The sequence below is a fragment of the Flavitalea antarctica genome, assembly GCF_054461535.1.
Map to the genome: position 1 here is coordinate 139,246 of NZ_JBTLQG010000010.1, position 16,749 is coordinate 155,994.

Genomic DNA, 16,749 nt, shown 5'->3' on the forward strand with positions numbered 1-16,749 from the left:
GATTTTTGTTATCCTATCTACTTATGAATAAGCTGTTTACCATATCCTTCTTTATCTTAAGTTCATGTGGCTCTTCTTCCGGTCCCATCACTGAAGAAGAAAAAATGCTTATTACCCGCGATGTTAAACAAATGCTTCAAAATTATTACGCCGACATCCGGAAGGCCGGTCTTGAAGCAGAATTTGACTACCTGGATAGTTCTTCTGAATTTTTTTGGGTACCCCCGGGTTTCTCCTCGGCAATCTCATACGATTCGGTTGCCGCCATTCTCAGAAAGAATGCTGGTTTGTTCCGCTCGGTCATAAACGAATTCGATACACTTTCCATCATACCGATCAGTAATCACTTAGCCACCTATACTGCCAGGATAAGCTCTACGATTACAGACACGATGGATAACACGAATTCTACTCTACTCATAGAAACCGGGGTGGTGATAAAACGGGCGGGGGGATGGAAGTTGTTGAACGGCCAGACTTCTGTAATTGATAAACGCGGGCACTGATCTCATCACGCAATTTTCTTATTATTCTCGATCCGGTACATCAGCTTTTGGATAAGCAACTTTAGTCGTGACCGGTAATCTGCCTGCAGCCATTCACGGTAATTTTTTGTTACGTTACCAAGGCACTTGGTGTACTGTTTAACGCGCCAGTCAATTTCTTTATCCAGCTCCCCGGCAAGTGCGATCGCTTCTGCCGTCGTGCCGGCATTGTCAATACACATTAATGCATGTTGCCTGATCGAATCGCGGATAACGGTCATGGGCTTGCGGCCATTTTCCACAGCTGTATGATGTGCGCTTTGGATATCGAACGCTATTTCCAGGGTATTAGGAAACTTTGATCGTAACTCCGATGGAATACCGTGCAGATCCTGTTGTGATTCACTGTTGATCTTTTCCAGATATTCCTGCGGATGCTCAAAAATAAAATTCCAGTCAACGAAGCCATTCCAGTCTCCAAACCTGTCAGTATTGTTGCCAAGATCGATGATATTGAATGATTTTTTTTGAGGCAGGCGCCTCGAACCGCGTCCTATCATCTGGTGATACAAGGTGAGCGAGGTGGTGGCGCGGTTCAGTATAACAGTCCTGACCGTTGGCTCATCGAAACCAGTTGTCAGGATCGAAACAGATGTTAAAATAGCATTCCTGGTTTTCTTGAACCATTTAAGGATTTCTTCTCTTTCGGTTGCAGGTGTATTATTGTCAAGATGTTTGATCGCATAACCTGCATCAGTAAACGCCTGGCAAACATTTTTGGAAGTAAAGATCCCATTGTTAAAAATGAGTGTCTTTTTATTTTTTGAATGAGCTTCATAAGCTTTTATCAACAGCGAAAGCATTGCCGGGGATGAGTACAATTCGTCAGAAGTATTGATAGTGAAATCTCCATGTGTTCCTTTTGAGAGTGAATTCAATTCTACATCATATCTCCAGGTAACAGGTTTTGCCAGGAATCCCTGTTCAATCAGGGCATCTATGCTTTCCCCTACAATGAGTTCATCATAGTTTTCATGTAACGGTTGCTCCACATCAGAACTGAGAGGAGTTGCCGTGACACCAATAACTGATGCATTATTGAACTTGTCCAGCAATTTACGAAAGGAGTTGTGGTGTGCCTCATCAATGATTACAAGCCCGATGTCGTCTGTATTGATAAGTCCTTCCTCTATCCTGTTGTTCAGTGTTTCCACCATGGCTACAAAACAGGGGGTCCGGTCTTTCCTTATCTTTTTTTCGCTGCTGACAATCACCTTGTTTCTTATACCGAAGTCTTTCAAAATCGTGGTGGTTTGTCGGCACAGTTCAATACGGTGGGTAAGGATAATTACCTTCATATTGAATTTCTCAATAAAGCGTTTCGTGATTTCCGAGAAAACAATCGTTTTTCCCCCACCTGTCGGCAACTGATATAGAAGGCGGTGATTGATCGCGGCCTGCTGCAGTTTTTCAAAAAGCTTCTGAATATCTCTTTCCTGGTAATGATACAGTTTGGTCGGACCTTTTTCCCCTGCCTTATCCATATAAATTCAATCGTTGTTTACATCAGTGAATACTTCAGCTATCTCCCGCCTCCACGTAAACCCAAACATCAATCCCGGAAACGGTGGGAGCCAATACGCGCTTATAATCTTCCGATTCGTAATCGTCTGCCCGTAGCAATTCTTCATCTGTAATTTCAAATACCATACCGTCGATCAGGTCATCCGGGCGCCCGGGAATCAGGATCAGATGGTGAGAAAGCCCACTTATGGCGACCACCTCCCCGTCACGGATGGCAACCCGGGACATCCGGTACCCTTTAATAGTATCCTTCCGGCCCTTGAGTGTCCTGTTGAAGACATTCATTTGTACGGCCTCATCCTGTAATGTGCCGTATGAAAAAAGAAAATGAGACATACTTTGATTATTGTTTAATTGCATTAATCAAACCAAAAATACTTCCAATGCAAATCAGGAAGTCGCTGAGCTTTTAAATATCCCCTCTGTTGCCTTAGTTCATTTTCGGAAAGCAGTAGCAAATCTGGTCATGACTGGTTATCTCTTGTTGGATAACAAACAGGCAAATAAATAACACAATGCCTGTTATTGCAAACAAATGTTTTGTCATCAGGATGAATTTGTAATCCTGAACTAAATTAGATTATTTGACGGGATACCCGGTTATGAACCATAATAGCTATCACCACCCCATTCAATCGCAACCCTCCCAGATCAATCATTCTGTATGACCGTGCATTTGCTTATAACCTTTGGCAGGCATCGCAAGAGAAATTTGGTTTCGATATTCCGTGAGCCGTAACTTAAGACTGGCTCTTCATACTTACAGTTTAAGGTCATAAGGAAAACAGGGGGTGTTGAATGTTCTCATTCGGCCCCTCTCCTTCCTCTCAGTAAAAGTTTGATATAAATGATAAAAAAGTCAGGGTACCATTTTTTGTTGTCCCACGGCTTAAAAATAGGCAGAGGTTGCACAAACCTTAATACACAATCAGTTGAAAAAATCAGGCAAATCATTATAAAGATTTGCCGATAACACTTCATAATCGATTTCCTCGAGTGTTTTCGACAGTAACTTCAACGAACTATCACGAAGGTTTCAAATACCGGAATTCATTTATTGCTTTAAAACTAAATTTTATGACCATGAAACTAAAGTATTGGTTCCTTTTAATGTTGCCCGCGCTCGCCGGGTGCTATCCGCAGGGGCCGGAATACACTGATGAGCTTGACCTCGTTTACACAAACTACAGCCCTGAATTCGATTTTGTCTCGAAGAAAACCTATGCGATCCCCGACAGCGTAATCAAAATTACAGGAGACGTCTTCAATGATCCTGATGGGAATGGCAAGCCGAGCTTTATGACACCCGCCTACAGCGTTCCATTGCTCGCCCAGGTCAATCAAAACATGACTGCCAGTGGCTGGACACGCGTACCGCTCAGTGCAAATCCTGATGTGGTTATTTTGCCATCTACAATGACGACAACCAATATTTATTATTATTACGACTGGTGGTATTGGGATTGGTGGTATAGTGGCTGGTACCCGTACTGGGGCTGGTATTATCCGTATTATCCTGCATATATTACCGGTTACCGTTCCGGTTCGATTTTCCTTCAGATGATTGATGCTAAAGCAGCTGTTGGAGCAGAAAATGTACCGGTTGTATGGAGTTGTATTATAAACGGACTGGCAGAAGGTTCATCCGCTGATCTTATTGCAAGAGTTCAGGTCTCAGTTGATGCTGCATTTGCCCAATCACCTTATCTAAAGCACTAAATTATTGTTTATGAAATACATGCTACTTTTAGTCGTGTTCAGCGGCTTAATATCGACCTCAAAAGCGCAGGGAGTAAACTTTATCATCTCTTACCCGATAGCCTTCCCGATGGGAAATACGAGCGACTATGTTGGTAAAACAAGTTTCAGGGGCTTTTCGTTTGAAGTCAACGGGGTTCACGAAGAAAAATGGGAGTACGGACTTGAAACAACATGGAATGTATTCTATCAGAAAGAAGAGTCAAAAGTTTATACGCGGGAGACAGCTTCTATAAAAGGAGTCCAGTTCCGTTATGTAAATTCGGTACCTATCCTGGCGCAGGCAAGGATGTCATTTGGCGATGAAAAAGCAATGGGCAACTTTACTCCTTTTGCCGGATTGGGCATCGGTACCATCTATGTTAACCAGTCTACGGATTTTGGAATGTACCGGTTCACAAACGAAGCCTGGCAGTTTTGTCTGAGACCGGAACTTGGCGTAAAGTTTAATAATTCAAAGGGACCCGGTGGTTTCCTGGGAGTCAGATATTATGCCGGATTCAACTCTGATGACATGGATGGTCAATCTTATCTTTCTGTGAACGTAGGTATTATATTTCCTTCAGGCCGATAATTACTAACCACATCTCAGCGGGGGAAACCGCCGGTACGTTGCCGGTGGTTTTCCTTTTTTTTGCGTATTGTAAGGATGACTGATCCCGGTTGCTTGCCGAAATGCAGAGGGTAGCGAATGAGTAAGACAGGGCTGTGGTTTCTAAGACTGGCTGAATTCTCCCAGGACATCCGGATTATTTTTTTAAGTCCTGGTCTCGCTCACGACCAGGTGATCCTGACTCATTGGAAGATTCCAAATGATATAGATTGACATCCGGTGATTAATGAATCACCCTCATGGCAAGTTGCCCGACCGACACTCACCGGGTAACAATTCAACCACTAATGAAACAATGGTTAATTAACCAAAATGCGGAGATTAATTTGCCTGACCTTGTAGAATGATCACTGGAAGTGTAGCGCTTAAACGATTTCCTTTTGCTTAACCATTTTCAAAAACTCAGAAGGATTACATCCCGTAACTTTTTTAAACGCGGTGGTAAAGGTATTTCTGTTGTTGAAGCCGGACTCTTCAGCGATAGCCTCGAGGGTTTTTGCCCGCCACTCTTCGTTCCTTATTTTAGCCTGGCAATAATGAACACGGTATTCGTTGATAAAATCATTATAATGTACCTGGTAGAACTGGTTAATGAAAGCAGAAAGATGATGCAGCGGAATGGCTGTTTCTTCAGAGAGTTGCCTTAGGTTATAACCACGTTGCAGGAACGGTTTGTTTGTTGAAATGAAATTTCTCAGGTCGTGATCGATCTTCGTCAGTTGAGCTGAGTCAAATTGAATGGAGCCAACCTGGACCTCGCTCACCGTAGCAGTTTTTTCCACGGGTGTCGCTGCAGGAGGCAGATCCGCCGTTTGCTGTAGAGGTTTATTTTTTGCCGCGGAACTGAAAATCGGATACTTGTCCAGGAGCACCTGCATAACGAGAAGAAGATAGATTCCAAGAACGGAATACCCAAACAATTTGTAGAAAAGACCTGCGTCGGATGATTCCGAAAATGAATCACTGGGAGTAAACAAGTGAGGCAAGATAAAAAATAAGGAGTAAATGATCGGGGACGCACAATGAATAAGGTCCTTCATGCCAATTTTTTCACCTGAAAGCTGGTTTCTGACATATAAATAACCAGCCGGGATAATCGTGAAAAGGGACAGGTTTACAACGGAATACAGAATCAGGTATGACCAATGAGCGCCATTTCCAGAAGCTAAGTCCCGCAGAAATGTGTATCCAACAATAAACATCACCACCAGGAAACATTGCAAGTTGAAAAAAGGGAAATGTAAATGCTTGCTCAGGTTAAACTGCCGGTGAGGCATAGCCCAGGATAGGCAAATCAAAACGACGATCGCATACTGAAGTATAAATATCTCCATAACAGTTTGGTTTGGTCTTCATAATGTAGATTAATAACAGAGTAGATTATCAACAGAATGAACTTTTAACACTTGCTGAAATTATCCGGGTTTGAAATGGCCAGCAAATATTTGAGGCCTAACTGCGCTTACATTTATAAACAAACGCATGATTTCAAAAAGAGGGATTGCCAATAATTATGAAATAGCTGATTATCAGTGTCATCTTTTTATTTCACCAGCTTTGATATTGTTCAACTTCTATTTCTTAGTGCTCAGAATTTGTATTTTTATGCACATAAGCTTACTTAATCAGCGAACGAAGTAATCAGCTATTCGAAAACTCCAAACGTTATATACTTAATGATAGTGAACGCTGACGCCAGTATACCAATACTTATAAGAAAAGTTGCCACTTTCCCCGCACGTTTTTTTTCTATCTCAGCCTTACGCCAGGAAATATGAAGCCAGACCCAACCGACAACCCAGATAATGATAGTTGCCCGGGTGGCGAGGTTTAGAAATACGGGTTCGTCAGGTCCGATTATAGGGTCGAAGTCATCGACCATTCCATAAATCAACAATACAATGCCGATAAAAAAACCTGCGACACCAGCAGCGACAACGCCAGCGTAAAATTCGCCTGATTTGAAATCTTTGTACTGCATGTGCATCTGTTATGAAAACGTTCAACTTGAATTATTTCTTCTTATTTCCCTTCTTTATAAGTTGTTTGGCTAATATCGCTATAAGCACTACAGCCAGGACAACGGCAACGAACAAAGAGAACAGCTGTTCCTCAGGAATGTAAATTGTCATACGCTTATTTATGGAAAGGCGGATGAGAAAGATCATGGCCCAATCCGAAAAATGTGATTACCTCTCTGAGTACATTGTCGTAATGTATTCGCGTATCGGAAGTTAAAGTGAGAAGGAAGGCAAACAAAGGAATTTGCCACAATCGTTGCAAAAGATTGTAAGTGTTGGAGCTTTCTTTTAATGAATGTTGAACCTTTGAATGAACCCCGGTCCATTGAATAATCCTGCAACCATTTAATGATCCTTAAAATACTCCGACGGAGTATATCCCGTGACTTTTTTAAACGCTGCGGTAAATGAGTTGCGGTTACTAAAACCGCACCGGTCGGCAAGGCCATAAATGTTGAGATGCTGCGATTTTTTTTCGCGAATCATCCTGACTGCATAATTGATCCTGTACTTATTGATGAGTTCATTAAAATTGGAATCATAAACCTGGTTAATAATGGCCGAAACCTGGTATAGGGGGCGCGATAGTGAGTTCGACATTTCCTGCAAAGAGTAACCATGTTTGAGAAATACTTCCTGCTGTTCGAGCAACATATCAATCTCATCCCTTATACTGTTGATCTGTTCAGGTGTCAGGCTTTTTGTGGGCTTTGGTTGCCTGGGCCCATAACTTACGCGACCTGGGCCAATTTCCCTTTCCTGCCCCTGCGACTCAAAAAAAGCTGATTGCGACGGAATCTGTTTAGGTAAAGCGAATGGCTGATCGCCTACACCCGGGGAATTTTCAGGATGAATAAAAAAGGAACAGCTTATAAAAACAGCATTAATTACTGCGAAAACCCCTGCAACTTCTAACAGGTATGCCTGATTCCCGGATAACAAAATGGCTAGTAGTGGTATCATGATCAGGAACTGCATCAGGAGATAGAAAAAAAACCATTTGATCCAGGGGGAGTTATATATCGCGAACAGGTCCCGCTTTTCTCTTCCATATTTTAGCAGCACAATTAATTCTGCCACCCCGTAAATAACATACGTAAATGTGATAAGGAAAAGGTAAAATTCATGGGTAAGTAAAGCTCCCTGCGAAAAATGCGTGATTACATGAAAGGGCTCAGCCCCTTCGAGCATCGATAGCTTCTGAGCGGTAGAACTTGCATAAAAGGGTATATGATCGAGCAGGAAAATGGCGGCTGGCAGTAAATGAAAGAGATCCCTTCGGTTGGGTGTAATGCCCAGGACCGTAGTTCTCAGATAAATATATGCCAGGGGCATATAGATGAGGGAAAAGGCAAAGCTGACCCGGAAAAAATGAGGAGCACTTTGAATTAACCCTGTCTTAAAAAGGAATAATTCAACGAAACCAAACAAAGAGGCAAAATTGGCAATAGCAAGCCAAAACAGTCCCTCTCTTTTGAAGCGGTAATAAACGATCTGGGTGACGCTGATGATCAGGCCAAAAATCAAGCTGAACATATAGGCCATATCTCCACCAGCGATATGTATAATAAAAAGTGACTTCACTATTGGTCGGTTGTGATGAACGAGATTAAACACAGTCTTTGTTCACATCCAATCAAGAGCGTTAACCATATTTTCGACGGTTATGAAGGGTTTAGGTAAACGGGCGATCGCTGAAAATATCTTAAATGTAATAGCGGCGTGTAGAAGGGCCGTACCTCAAGTTTTTGAGAGGATATCAGATGGGCTACATCAGGAAATAAAATTAGGGTTTTTTTACAAGTATCATGATTTTTTTTAAACTATTCAACGTTTAAACGGTAAGGCTGCCTGCCATCTACAATTGTACCGCTGATAGCATAATTGTACCGAAATGTTGTTGACCTTATAATCCATAACAGCATTGATCATGGGGCAATAGCTATGATATCCTCCGATTAATAAATGATCTTCCCAGGTGCCGCCAATTTGCCTGACTGCAATGATGAATGATGTACGTTATTTCACCCCTGTGACCAGTCAAGAGTTTTTGTACTTTTTTGACATCCGTTTTTAAAGGCCGGGAATAGATACCAATACTGAAATAGAAGCCTGCCACATTGAAAAATCCACAATTGACTTTGTTGATGGCGGAATTTTCCGATGACAAGTGTCCTAATAAGTGATTATGCAGCTTATAGTTGTAAATAGATAAATCCACCTGAGATAGATACACTTGCTGGTCATGGGTAAAAAAGAGTACTTCAATCCAGCTGAAAAAAGAAAATTAATTATATGCAAATCCGGTCCCTGATCGTTTTACTGACCTGTTTCTCATCAACAACTTTTGTAAACTTTTTAAGTGGACAGGAAAAGCATGCTGAAAATGCGGAAGAGCTTGCCAAAAAATTAGCCAACCCTGTTGCCAGCCTGATAAGTGTACCATTACAAAATAACCTCGACTACGGAATAGGCACCTATCAAGGTTCGAAAAACACCCTGAACATTCAACCCGTTATTCCCTTCAGGCTTAGCCCGTCGGTTAATCTCATAACCCGATACATAATCCCTTTGGTTGATCAACACGATATAACCGGCGAAGGCAATAAGGAATTTGGATTGAGTGATGCAACTGTCAGTGCATTCTTTTCGCCAATCGCCAAAGCAGGTGGATTGATATGGGGTGCCGGTCCAGCAATACTGATTCCGATTGGTACAAATGATTTTCTCAGCACCCGTCATTGGGCCGCCGGTCCTACACTCCTTATATTAAAACAATTTTCTGGTTTCACGTATGGCTTTTTGGCAAATCAACTCTGGTCGTTTGCCGGAGACAAGGATCGAAATGACGTCAATCAAATGTTTTTTCAGCCATTTTTTGCATACAATTTTAAAAGCGGTGCTGGTCTTAATTTAAATTCCGAGATGACTTTTGATTGGCAGAACAACACCAGCCTGATATTTCTCAATCCGTTAATTTCGGGAATAACGAAGTTGGGATCACAAACGGTTTCCCTGGGTATAGGTCCGCGTATACCTTTATCTGGTCCTTCAGTCAGCAAGCCAGACTTTGGATTGAGGGCGGTGATCACATTTGTATTCCCTCAATGAACAAGATTAAACCGCTACATGAGAAACGATCTGTTTTTTATACATCTGAGTTTTGTAACGGTGCTGGCATTTCTGTCTGCTGGCCTGGTGTTTAAACTAACACATGGAGAAGTTTCAACCGGCATGGAAGAATGGACCGGGCGGAAGGTTGCTGTTGCCTGCGGGAGGTTAATTGGTAATACGAACAAGTCACCGTTCGCAAATTGGTCAGATGACTACATTCCAATCTCCGGTAGAACCGGAGGTGGAACGTGTACACATAAATCCGGCCCCGGTGTGCTATATATTACCGCTTCGAGGAGACGACGGGCTTCACCGAGCAGGTGATCCGGTAGAGCCATGGTACTGAATACCCAGGTCAAACTGAACGACCTTTAGGGTTCCACCTTTCTATAGGCAGTAAGAAAACAGTTTTTTGGACTGATAATACAATGTGAATGGAAGCAGCTAATCAAAGTGAAGACCACAAACTCAGCAATACGGACCTGGCCTTCGAACGAACGGTTTTAGCCGAGAACCGGACCTTGATGGCCTGGATCAGAACTGCCATTTCACTGATATCATTTGGCTTCACCATTTACAAATTTTTTCATGAGGTCAGTGAAAAACATGGTCCCACTCGCCTACTGTTGACCTCGCGGGAGGTGGGTATGCTGATGATCACACTTGGACTATTGACATTGACCTGGGGATTGATGGAGCACCGGAGAGTAATAAAAAAACTAAAAAAAAGTTATCCTGCGATCGAACCGTCAAAATCGACATGGCTCGCACTTTCTATCTTAGTCTTTGGACTCGGATTATTTCTTGCTGCTTTGTTCCGACAATGAAAACGCTAACCATAAAATATTAAAAACATGATCCAACAGTTAATTTCTTGCCTTTAACCTTGTATAACGCTCTCATAAGAAGTTTGAATAACCACCAACAATAGAACGGCAAGAGATGGTGCCAGGGAACAGGTTGGATCAACGAATCAAGATGAATGCATTAATAGAAAATATTAAGATGGGCATCGCCGGCATCGGGGAATTAATGGAAATATTACTCAACGCCCTGTCGATGATAAGTATCATCGCCGGTGTAGTTTTCGGTTGGATCCGTAGCCTGGAATACCGTAAACGTGTCTCGGGACTGCATCCGTTACACACTAATTTCAGGATGTTGTTCGGGGGTTGGCTGGTAGTTGCCCTGGAATTTCAACTGGCAGCAGATATAGTGGGGACCATCATTTCACCAACCACTGCACAGCTGATTGAACTTGGCGTTATAGCCCTAATACGAACTTTTCTTAACTATTTTCTTAACAAAGAGCTACTGGAAGAAAAGGCAATAATGGACTCAAGGGCAGAGAAAAGTGATGCACCGATGAACAGGGAGAAAGTAACAAATGCACTTGATGGATAAAAATCAGGTTTTCATTATTCATAGTCAACACCATTCACATGGAAAGCGAAAAAAATAAAGAAGCGCTCCCTTCGGGAAAACAGCTTGAAAATGATAAAGTCAGTGAGCTGCAGAAAAAACTGGAGGAGAGAGTTGAGGAAGACGAACGTACGCTCCAGGGAGATGAATTGTCGATCGGACTCTCGAAGGACAGAACACATATGTCTGAACACAGGACGAGGATGTCCGAACATCGGACGGACCTCTCTGAACATCGCACGGATCTTTCGGAACACAGAACGGATCTTTCAGATAAAAGAACTCTCCTGTCTTACCAGCGAACAGCCCTATCCTACGAGCGCACGCTTATGTCCTGGATCCGGACAGCGACATCACTGATAACGTTTGGGTTTACGCTCTATAAATTTTTTGAAGAGGTACAGAAAACCGGGCATCCCACAAGATTTTTTACCCCGAGGCTGGTAGGGATGTGTATGATTGCATTTGGCTTCCTCGGATTATTGCTTGCCCAATATCAGCATAACACAGCATACAGGTTGTTAAAAGCAGAGTACCCCGCTGTGCAGAAATCTTTATCATCAATATTAAGTGCGCTGATCCTGGTCTTTGGCCTGCTCTTGTTTTTCGCAGTGTTATTCCGCCAGTGATATTTACCCGACTACACAATCAACCGGGTCATTTAACCCAGTTCGATCCGAATACGATATAATAACTCCATAACCCCGCCCCTTTGGCAACGTCTATGCCTACGCGAAGTTTGAATTTCCTGGCCAGGAGATAGCGAAATCCGCTGCCGTAAGTCAGTATCCAGTCAGAACTTCCAAATTGCTTCCAGCTGTCAAATGCTTTTCCCGCGCCACCAAAAGCAACTGCGCTCCATCGATGTACAAAGTCGTACCGGAATTCGAGTTCGGACAACAAGGTGGCTTCACCCTGGTAACGATAAGCAGGTACCCCACGCATATTAATCGCCGGTAAAAGAAAAAATGGTGCGTCCCCGATATTCTGCTGACCATCGAGTCTGAGGCCGCCGGTGAATTGCCTTCCCAGCGAGTGATAGAAATAGCCATAATAATTTATGCGCCAGAAGTCGAAGTCGCTGCCAAGAATGTTATCTGACCAATTGAATTCAGTTTTGAACCTGATACCCTTGTCGGGTGTAAAAACGTTATCCCTGTCATCAAATTCGATAATTGCTCCCAGCTGACTTACGGTACTGTTGAATTCAAAAGTTTTGGCCAGGTTGGAAAGAATCGTATCGCCGGCATAGGTAATGTCTGTATTGAGAAACATATACTTCGCACCGGCAAACCAACGGGTGACCCCTATTCTCTTCGTAACCTGCAATAATGCCGGGATGGTTTTGATTGACAGCCTGAACTCCTTTTCACCCAGGCCCGCAAGGTCGCGGTAAAAAGACATGTTTACGTTGGCGTATCCGCCCCCTATCGTGTATTTTATCCTGCTTTTAATAAAGTTTCCGGACCTGAAGGCTGCGAACGCCCAGGTATTATTCGCAGTGTAAGCAGCTAACCCACCGGTTATATCAGGTGCAACAGCCGTTCTTATGCGCCGGCCATCTACTGAATCAATGTATCCCGGCCGCTTTTTTATGAAGACGGGGATAATCGCGCCGCCGAATCCTCCAAGTGCCCGATCAGTGATCAGGTAAGGTATAGGTACAAAGCCGTTGGCATCAATAATGAAATCACTCAGGTCAAAACCATGATCAACAGAGTCTCTTAATGAAATCGGTTTTTTAGTCTTCTGGGCATTTGAATGTTGCCAGTTAATCAGCAATATGAAAAGCATGCTTTGACTGGCCCCCCGCAGCGCATGAAAGAAATGTCTGTGCCTGTTAAAAAAAATGTATTGCAAAAGAAGGCTCATTTAATCACTTGCAGTGACTGTTAATCGTTCAATCGGAGGCCGCCCGGAAATTCAGATTCTTACAACACACCTGAAGCCTATATGTGTCATGCCAGTATCGATCATTTGCGGTTGTCGGGCTGCCGGACGGTAACGCAGGCAATAATTGGGTGCACAGAGATGAGAACCACCTTTCACGACTTTCCTCGGAATTTTTATGTCTGGTTGGGCGAGGTCGAAACTTTCATCCGGAGAGGTCACCCGGGGATTTACAGAAGTCGTACAACAGCTTTTCACTTTCTCCGCACTTTCATCAAGGTGTTTAACATACCAATCGCTGGTCCACTCCCAAACATTACCTGCCATATCAAACAGGCCATAACCGTTAGGCTCAAACGAACCCACCGGTGAAGTTCCTTCATATTTATCTACCAATAAATTCTGATAAGGAAACTCGCCCTGCCAGGTATTCGCCATTGGTTGGGTAAGCTGTGTATCTTCATTGCCCCAGGTAAAATTCATTCCTTCCAGGCCTCCACGGGCCGCGAATTCCCATTCCGCCTCGGTAGGTAATTCCTTGCCTGCCCATTTCGCAAAAGACTCAACATCTTCATAAGCAACGTGGACAACGGGATGATCTTCCATGCCGGAAATGTTACTCTCCGGTCCTTTTGGATGTTTCCAATTTGTTCCCGGCATCCACGCCCACCAGTTATAGTAACTTTTCAGGTTAACCGGACCGTTTGCCTTTTTAAAAATTAAAGCGCCGGGAGCAAGAAGTTCGGGCTTTATCCCGGGAAAATCATCCGCGTTAAGCGGCCTTTCGGCTACGGTAATATAACCGGTTTCATCTACAAATTTTTGGTATTGACGATTTGTGACGGTGTATTTATCGATGTAAAATGAGCTGACCGTTACCTTGTGAATCGGTTTTTCTTCGGGATAAAAACTTTCTGAGCCCATGTTAAAGGAACCACCGGTTATCAAAACCATATCCCGGAGGTCTGTGTGTGTCAGTAGATTTGCTGATTTCATAGTTTACGTTTGTGGAATCTACGGCGGTTAAGTTATTACATATTTGTTTCCAGTCCTGTTCATGCTTACCACTACGACTTCATGGTTAAGTACAACTATGAATGGCTGCGTCCTGGCCCGCTCCGGATTTCCACTGACCATTTGTTTCGCGCATAGAAGGCAAAAAGCTCTTGTATATAGGCTTTTCAGCCCATAACTTGCCATCATGATCAAATGTCGCATGCGGTGAACCAGGGGCACGACAGTATCCGACGAACTATCGGTACATTTCCCGACGAACGTTTTAATTGATTGTTTCACCCGGCCATCACTCCATGATGACAGTGGATCACTACTCTCCCTGGTAGCTCCTGCCTGCCGATTACCGGTTGTCTCCTGCTTACAACCGGTACGAACAATAGACAGGTAAAACAGATATTTCATGTATTGATGCTTAGTCTTGCAAATAGAGCCGGATCTGAACTTAGCCTGGGTAAACACCCCGTACACAGGCGCTTTTGATCCCACGGAAAACTATCCCTTTACCTTGACCAGTGTGCCGTCTGCCTGGTAGTATAAGCGTTTAACCGTTTTTCCCTTTTCAGCAACTATTTCATAGTATTCCTTTGTTTTTGCGTAGTTCTGGTTTCTGTAAAAGGTCTGCTTTTTAATGGTATAACCAGGATGATCCTGGGAGACCGTTTTTATAGAAGCCTGGATAGGTTCTGGTAATGTCTTCACAGACTCTTCAACTTTGGATTGCAGTAGTGTACCATCTTTTTTGTACAGGCCGTAATACTTCAGTCCATCTCTCTTGAAGCTTATGGTGTAATAGTCCACTTCGTCTGAAGAGGTGGTGTTATCCTCTTCGGTGATGGTCCATCCATTCTGCACCCCGCTTGCCGGTGCCTGGAAGTATTCCACCGATTTGGCATCGGGAAACTTTTTGTTGAGGGAATCAATAACCTGTTTAGGTGTAAGTTCTTTTGTTATCTTCTTGGAGCCGGTAATTACGATATCGTTCTGTGAGAACAACATCAATGCAGGAAGGAGGGCGACCATGATTAATATGCACTTTTTCATAATAATGACTGTTTGAGGTTACATGTAATAGAATGATTTTATTGTGGGTTGTATCCATGCTGTTTATTACCGTGCCTGTTATTTACCGTGCCTATTTCTTACCGTGAGAATGATTGTTCCGTTTAAGTTCTTCCTCTCTTTTTTCTAACTCGAGAGCCTGATCAGCGATGATTTTTTTTAATCTGAGGTTCTCTGTTTTGTATTGTTTCAACTCTGATCGCGCACGATAATCGTACACAACGTTCTGCTGTATTGAACTCATCGTCCGGAAATGCTCCCGCCATCTAGAAAACGCGCTATAGGACAGCTGATGATTACGGAGCACAACCGTAATACCTGATTCTTCGGCTTCGCGCAAAATCGCCAGTTTTTGCTCGTCCGTGAATTTTCGTCTTAGGATTGCCATAATAACGCTGTTTTAGTTGATCAGAATAAATAATATTCCCTTCACACCCTGATGACACTTTCCAGGAATAAATTCCGCCAATGTTCAGCAGGAAGATATCATGTCTTTTTATGGTTTCATAAGATATCTCAGTTGGCATTTTGCCTTAATCAGTCAGTCTGTATACTGCAAGCTGTTCCTTCAGAATCCCGTGAACTTTCCTGATTTGTTTCTCCACTGTATTAACAGGCCGGTTAAGCGTACTCGCAATTTTTTTGACCGGGTACCGTTCAGTCTGTCTGAGTTCATAAGCCTCCCTGTAGCGTTTTGGCAACCCTGCAAGAATCTTGTTTATTTTGGCCTCCAACTCTTTGTAACTCAGGCGCTGCTCAACATTATTTTGTGAATGTGATATCTTACCTGAGGCAGTCTGTATATGTCTTCTATAAACCGAGTGGTTCCTGATATGATTGTAAGCCCTGTTCCGGACTGCCGAGTATAAATAAGACGAAACTGAAGACTTCAGATTCAACGGCAGTTTATTAATATGCAGCTGTATAAAAAGTTCCTGGACTATTTCCTTACAAGACTCCCTGTCGTTAAGATATCTCGCCGCAAACTCGAGGAGCCTGTCCCAATAGACCTGGTATAAAGCGGGAAAAGCTCCCGTATCATTATTGTTTATCAATTCAACAATCGCTATTTTTTCAGATTCAGTTTGAGACTGAGCTTGGTCCATAAAATATCGGGTTAATGTTAACGCAGGATAAAATATCAGAGCTGTTATGAAAATGCTACTGTTGATTGTTTAAAGTGGAGGCAATTTAGGGTAGTCAATAAAATGAACCGGGAAAGTGTTGCCAAGGATCTTTAGTGAGATAAGATTTTGTGCAAAGGACGTTAACGGTTGCGTGAGTTCTCTGTGGACAGGCGGCGTTATACTCTCTGTTTCATTTGATTAGAAAATTTACAGCCCGGGTAGTAAAGGCGGATTGGTATTGTAATCGCCGGAGAAAAAGTTGCAAAAAAATATAAAATTGAGCGACGGGGAATGATCCGCCTTCATTACATCATTGACTATTGCTTTAATGAATAGAGTGGCGGGTCGACGGATTCATCTTTAGCTATCTCGTTTTTCGCCCGGAGATCCATAGTCACCCATCCCAGGTTCCATTGGATCGACCCCTTGATAGGGTTGTCCGAGTCTTCGAGTTCCTTAGTAACATCGGCAACCAGCTGCTCAAAATTGCTTCCGGGCCTTGTTTTAAGAATATTAACCACTAATCTTTTGAGCAGTTCATACTTCTCTTTCTCCATCTCGAAGGTTCTCTTGCTCGGATCGGTATGTTGCAATTTAATCAGTTGCATATCAAGTTCAAATGGGAAGCGGTTTTGAATCCAACTGTAATCTACAACTAT

At 43.0% G+C, this 16,749-nt stretch carries 20 protein-coding genes; 8 read left to right on the plus strand and 12 right to left on the minus strand.

The window, feature by feature from the left end; translation table 11 throughout:
* Positions 1 to 23 precede the first annotated feature (23 nt).
* On the plus strand, positions 24 to 506 hold the full coding sequence (locus ACX0G7_RS12155) for a nuclear transport factor 2 family protein (RefSeq protein ID WP_458923745.1): 483 nt from the start codon (positions 24 to 26) through the stop codon (positions 504 to 506).
* 5 nt (positions 507 to 511) lie between these two features.
* Here ACX0G7_RS12155 and ACX0G7_RS12160 read toward each other — a convergent pair whose 3' ends face one another.
* Together ACX0G7_RS12160 and ACX0G7_RS12165 are read right to left on the minus strand one after the other, a co-directional pair.
* Complete coding sequence (locus ACX0G7_RS12160; RefSeq protein ID WP_458923746.1) at positions 512 to 2,029, minus strand: DEAD/DEAH box helicase; 1,518 nt, start codon at positions 2,027 to 2,029, stop codon at positions 512 to 514.
* A 34-nt stretch (positions 2,030 to 2,063) separates the two neighbouring features.
* A complete protein-coding gene (locus tag ACX0G7_RS12165) occupies positions 2,064 to 2,405 on the minus strand; it encodes a gamma-glutamylcyclotransferase family protein (protein ID WP_458923747.1) in 342 nt (113 codons plus the stop codon).
* Positions 2,406 to 3,152: 747 nt separating this feature from the next.
* On the opposite strand from ACX0G7_RS12165, the gene ACX0G7_RS12170 reads away from it, so the two are divergent.
* Together ACX0G7_RS12170 and ACX0G7_RS12175 are read left to right on the plus strand one after the other, a co-directional pair.
* A complete protein-coding gene (locus ACX0G7_RS12170; RefSeq protein WP_458923748.1) occupies positions 3,153 to 3,788 on the plus strand; it encodes a DUF4136 domain-containing protein in 636 nt (211 codons plus the stop codon).
* Positions 3,789 to 3,798: 10 nt separating this feature from the next.
* A complete protein-coding gene (locus tag ACX0G7_RS12175; protein ID WP_458923749.1) occupies positions 3,799 to 4,401 on the plus strand; it encodes a hypothetical protein in 603 nt (200 codons plus the stop codon).
* Positions 4,402 to 4,805: 404 nt separating this feature from the next.
* On the opposite strand, the gene ACX0G7_RS12180 is transcribed toward ACX0G7_RS12175, so the two are convergent.
* From ACX0G7_RS12180 to ACX0G7_RS12190, 3 genes are all read right to left on the minus strand, one after another.
* The gene (locus ACX0G7_RS12180; protein WP_458923750.1) at positions 4,806 to 5,774 is read right to left on the minus strand and encodes a helix-turn-helix domain-containing protein; all 969 of its coding nucleotides are present in this window, start codon (positions 5,772 to 5,774) and stop codon (positions 4,806 to 4,808) included.
* A 311-nt stretch (positions 5,775 to 6,085) separates the two neighbouring features.
* The gene (locus tag ACX0G7_RS12185; RefSeq protein WP_458923751.1) at positions 6,086 to 6,421 is read right to left on the minus strand and encodes a hypothetical protein; all 336 of its coding nucleotides are present in this window, start codon (positions 6,419 to 6,421) and stop codon (positions 6,086 to 6,088) included.
* A gap of 385 nt (positions 6,422 to 6,806) precedes the next feature.
* A complete protein-coding gene (locus ACX0G7_RS12190; RefSeq protein ID WP_458923752.1) occupies positions 6,807 to 8,045 on the minus strand; it encodes a helix-turn-helix domain-containing protein in 1,239 nt (412 codons plus the stop codon).
* 711 nt (positions 8,046 to 8,756) lie between these two features.
* Here ACX0G7_RS12190 and ACX0G7_RS12195 point away from each other — a divergent pair.
* The 5 genes from ACX0G7_RS12195 (at position 8,757) to ACX0G7_RS12215 (ending at position 11,626) form a co-directional block, all read left to right on the plus strand.
* Entirely contained in the window at positions 8,757 to 9,572 is an 816-nt protein-coding gene (locus ACX0G7_RS12195; RefSeq protein ID WP_458923753.1) for a hypothetical protein, read from the plus strand.
* A gap of 18 nt (positions 9,573 to 9,590) precedes the next feature.
* Positions 9,591 to 9,899, plus strand: coding sequence for a hypothetical protein (locus ACX0G7_RS12200; protein ID WP_458923754.1), 309 nt, complete (start codon positions 9,591 to 9,593; stop codon positions 9,897 to 9,899).
* 110 nt (positions 9,900 to 10,009) lie between these two features.
* Positions 10,010 to 10,402: a YidH family protein gene (locus ACX0G7_RS12205; RefSeq protein ID WP_458923755.1), complete on the plus strand. Its 393-nt coding sequence runs from the start codon at positions 10,010 to 10,012 to the stop codon at positions 10,400 to 10,402.
* 151 nt (positions 10,403 to 10,553) lie between these two features.
* Positions 10,554 to 10,979 carry a DUF1622 domain-containing protein gene (locus tag ACX0G7_RS12210; RefSeq protein WP_458923756.1) on the plus strand — a complete coding sequence of 142 codons (426 nt, stop codon included), beginning with the start codon at positions 10,554 to 10,556 and terminating at the stop codon, positions 10,977 to 10,979.
* A 38-nt stretch (positions 10,980 to 11,017) separates the two neighbouring features.
* A complete protein-coding gene (locus ACX0G7_RS12215; RefSeq protein WP_458923757.1) occupies positions 11,018 to 11,626 on the plus strand; it encodes a YidH family protein in 609 nt (202 codons plus the stop codon).
* Between the two features lie 28 nt (positions 11,627 to 11,654).
* Here ACX0G7_RS12215 and ACX0G7_RS12220 read toward each other — a convergent pair whose 3' ends face one another.
* The 7 genes from ACX0G7_RS12220 to ACX0G7_RS12250 all read right to left on the minus strand — a co-directional run bounded on the left by ACX0G7_RS12220 (position 11,655) and on the right by ACX0G7_RS12250 (position 16,698).
* Complete coding sequence (locus ACX0G7_RS12220; protein ID WP_458923758.1) at positions 11,655 to 12,791, minus strand: BamA/TamA family outer membrane protein; 1,137 nt, start codon at positions 12,789 to 12,791, stop codon at positions 11,655 to 11,657.
* Between the two features lie 129 nt (positions 12,792 to 12,920).
* The gene (locus ACX0G7_RS12225) at positions 12,921 to 13,883 is read right to left on the minus strand and encodes a formylglycine-generating enzyme family protein (RefSeq protein ID WP_458923759.1); all 963 of its coding nucleotides are present in this window, start codon (positions 13,881 to 13,883) and stop codon (positions 12,921 to 12,923) included.
* Between the two features lie 27 nt (positions 13,884 to 13,910).
* Positions 13,911 to 14,306, minus strand: a complete 396-nt coding sequence (locus ACX0G7_RS12230; protein ID WP_458923760.1) for a hypothetical protein — start codon at positions 14,304 to 14,306, stop codon at positions 13,911 to 13,913.
* 90 nt (positions 14,307 to 14,396) lie between these two features.
* Complete coding sequence (locus ACX0G7_RS12235) at positions 14,397 to 14,945, minus strand: hypothetical protein (protein ID WP_458923761.1); 549 nt, start codon at positions 14,943 to 14,945, stop codon at positions 14,397 to 14,399.
* Between the two features lie 91 nt (positions 14,946 to 15,036).
* Positions 15,037 to 15,351 (minus strand): transposase, encoded by a 315-nt coding sequence (locus tag ACX0G7_RS12240; RefSeq protein ID WP_458923762.1) that lies wholly within the window; start codon positions 15,349 to 15,351, stop codon positions 15,037 to 15,039.
* Between the two features lie 145 nt (positions 15,352 to 15,496).
* Entirely contained in the window at positions 15,497 to 16,069 is a 573-nt protein-coding gene (locus tag ACX0G7_RS12245) for an RNA polymerase sigma factor (protein WP_458923763.1), read from the minus strand.
* Between the two features lie 338 nt (positions 16,070 to 16,407).
* Positions 16,408 to 16,698 (minus strand): DUF6958 family protein, encoded by a 291-nt coding sequence (locus ACX0G7_RS12250; RefSeq protein WP_458923764.1) that lies wholly within the window; start codon positions 16,696 to 16,698, stop codon positions 16,408 to 16,410.
* Positions 16,699 to 16,749: the final 51 nt, after the last annotated feature.

Coding starts and splice junctions, on each gene's coding strand:
- ACX0G7_RS12220 (WP_458923758.1), bottom strand. CDS start 12,791: ATGCTTTTCATATTGCTGATTAACTGGCAACATTCAAATGCCCAGAAG.
- ACX0G7_RS12175 (WP_458923749.1), top strand. CDS start 3,799: ATGAAATACATGCTACTTTTAGTCGTGTTCAGCGGCTTAATATCGACC.
- ACX0G7_RS12185 (WP_458923751.1), bottom strand. CDS start 6,421: ATGCAGTACAAAGATTTCAAATCAGGCGAATTTTACGCTGGCGTTGTC.
- ACX0G7_RS12250 (WP_458923764.1), bottom strand. CDS start 16,698: ATGCAACTGATTAAATTGCAACATACCGATCCGAGCAAGAGAACCTTC.
- ACX0G7_RS12210 (WP_458923756.1), top strand. CDS start 10,554: ATGAATGCATTAATAGAAAATATTAAGATGGGCATCGCCGGCATCGGG.
- ACX0G7_RS12245 (WP_458923763.1), bottom strand. CDS start 16,069: ATGGACCAAGCTCAGTCTCAAACTGAATCTGAAAAAATAGCGATTGTT.
- ACX0G7_RS12155 (WP_458923745.1), top strand. CDS start 24: ATGAATAAGCTGTTTACCATATCCTTCTTTATCTTAAGTTCATGTGGC.
- ACX0G7_RS12215 (WP_458923757.1), top strand. CDS start 11,018: ATGGAAAGCGAAAAAAATAAAGAAGCGCTCCCTTCGGGAAAACAGCTT.
- ACX0G7_RS12195 (WP_458923753.1), top strand. CDS start 8,757: ATGCAAATCCGGTCCCTGATCGTTTTACTGACCTGTTTCTCATCAACA.
- ACX0G7_RS12165 (WP_458923747.1), bottom strand. CDS start 2,405: ATGTCTCATTTTCTTTTTTCATACGGCACATTACAGGATGAGGCCGTA.
- ACX0G7_RS12240 (WP_458923762.1), bottom strand. CDS start 15,351: ATGGCAATCCTAAGACGAAAATTCACGGACGAGCAAAAACTGGCGATT.
- ACX0G7_RS12230 (WP_458923760.1), bottom strand. CDS start 14,306: ATGAAATATCTGTTTTACCTGTCTATTGTTCGTACCGGTTGTAAGCAG.
- ACX0G7_RS12235 (WP_458923761.1), bottom strand. CDS start 14,945: ATGAAAAAGTGCATATTAATCATGGTCGCCCTCCTTCCTGCATTGATG.
- ACX0G7_RS12170 (WP_458923748.1), top strand. CDS start 3,153: ATGAAACTAAAGTATTGGTTCCTTTTAATGTTGCCCGCGCTCGCCGGG.
- ACX0G7_RS12160 (WP_458923746.1), bottom strand. CDS start 2,029: ATGGATAAGGCAGGGGAAAAAGGTCCGACCAAACTGTATCATTACCAG.
- ACX0G7_RS12180 (WP_458923750.1), bottom strand. CDS start 5,774: ATGGAGATATTTATACTTCAGTATGCGATCGTCGTTTTGATTTGCCTA.
- ACX0G7_RS12225 (WP_458923759.1), bottom strand. CDS start 13,883: ATGAAATCAGCAAATCTACTGACACACACAGACCTCCGGGATATGGTT.
- ACX0G7_RS12200 (WP_458923754.1), top strand. CDS start 9,591: ATGAGAAACGATCTGTTTTTTATACATCTGAGTTTTGTAACGGTGCTG.
- ACX0G7_RS12205 (WP_458923755.1), top strand. CDS start 10,010: ATGGAAGCAGCTAATCAAAGTGAAGACCACAAACTCAGCAATACGGAC.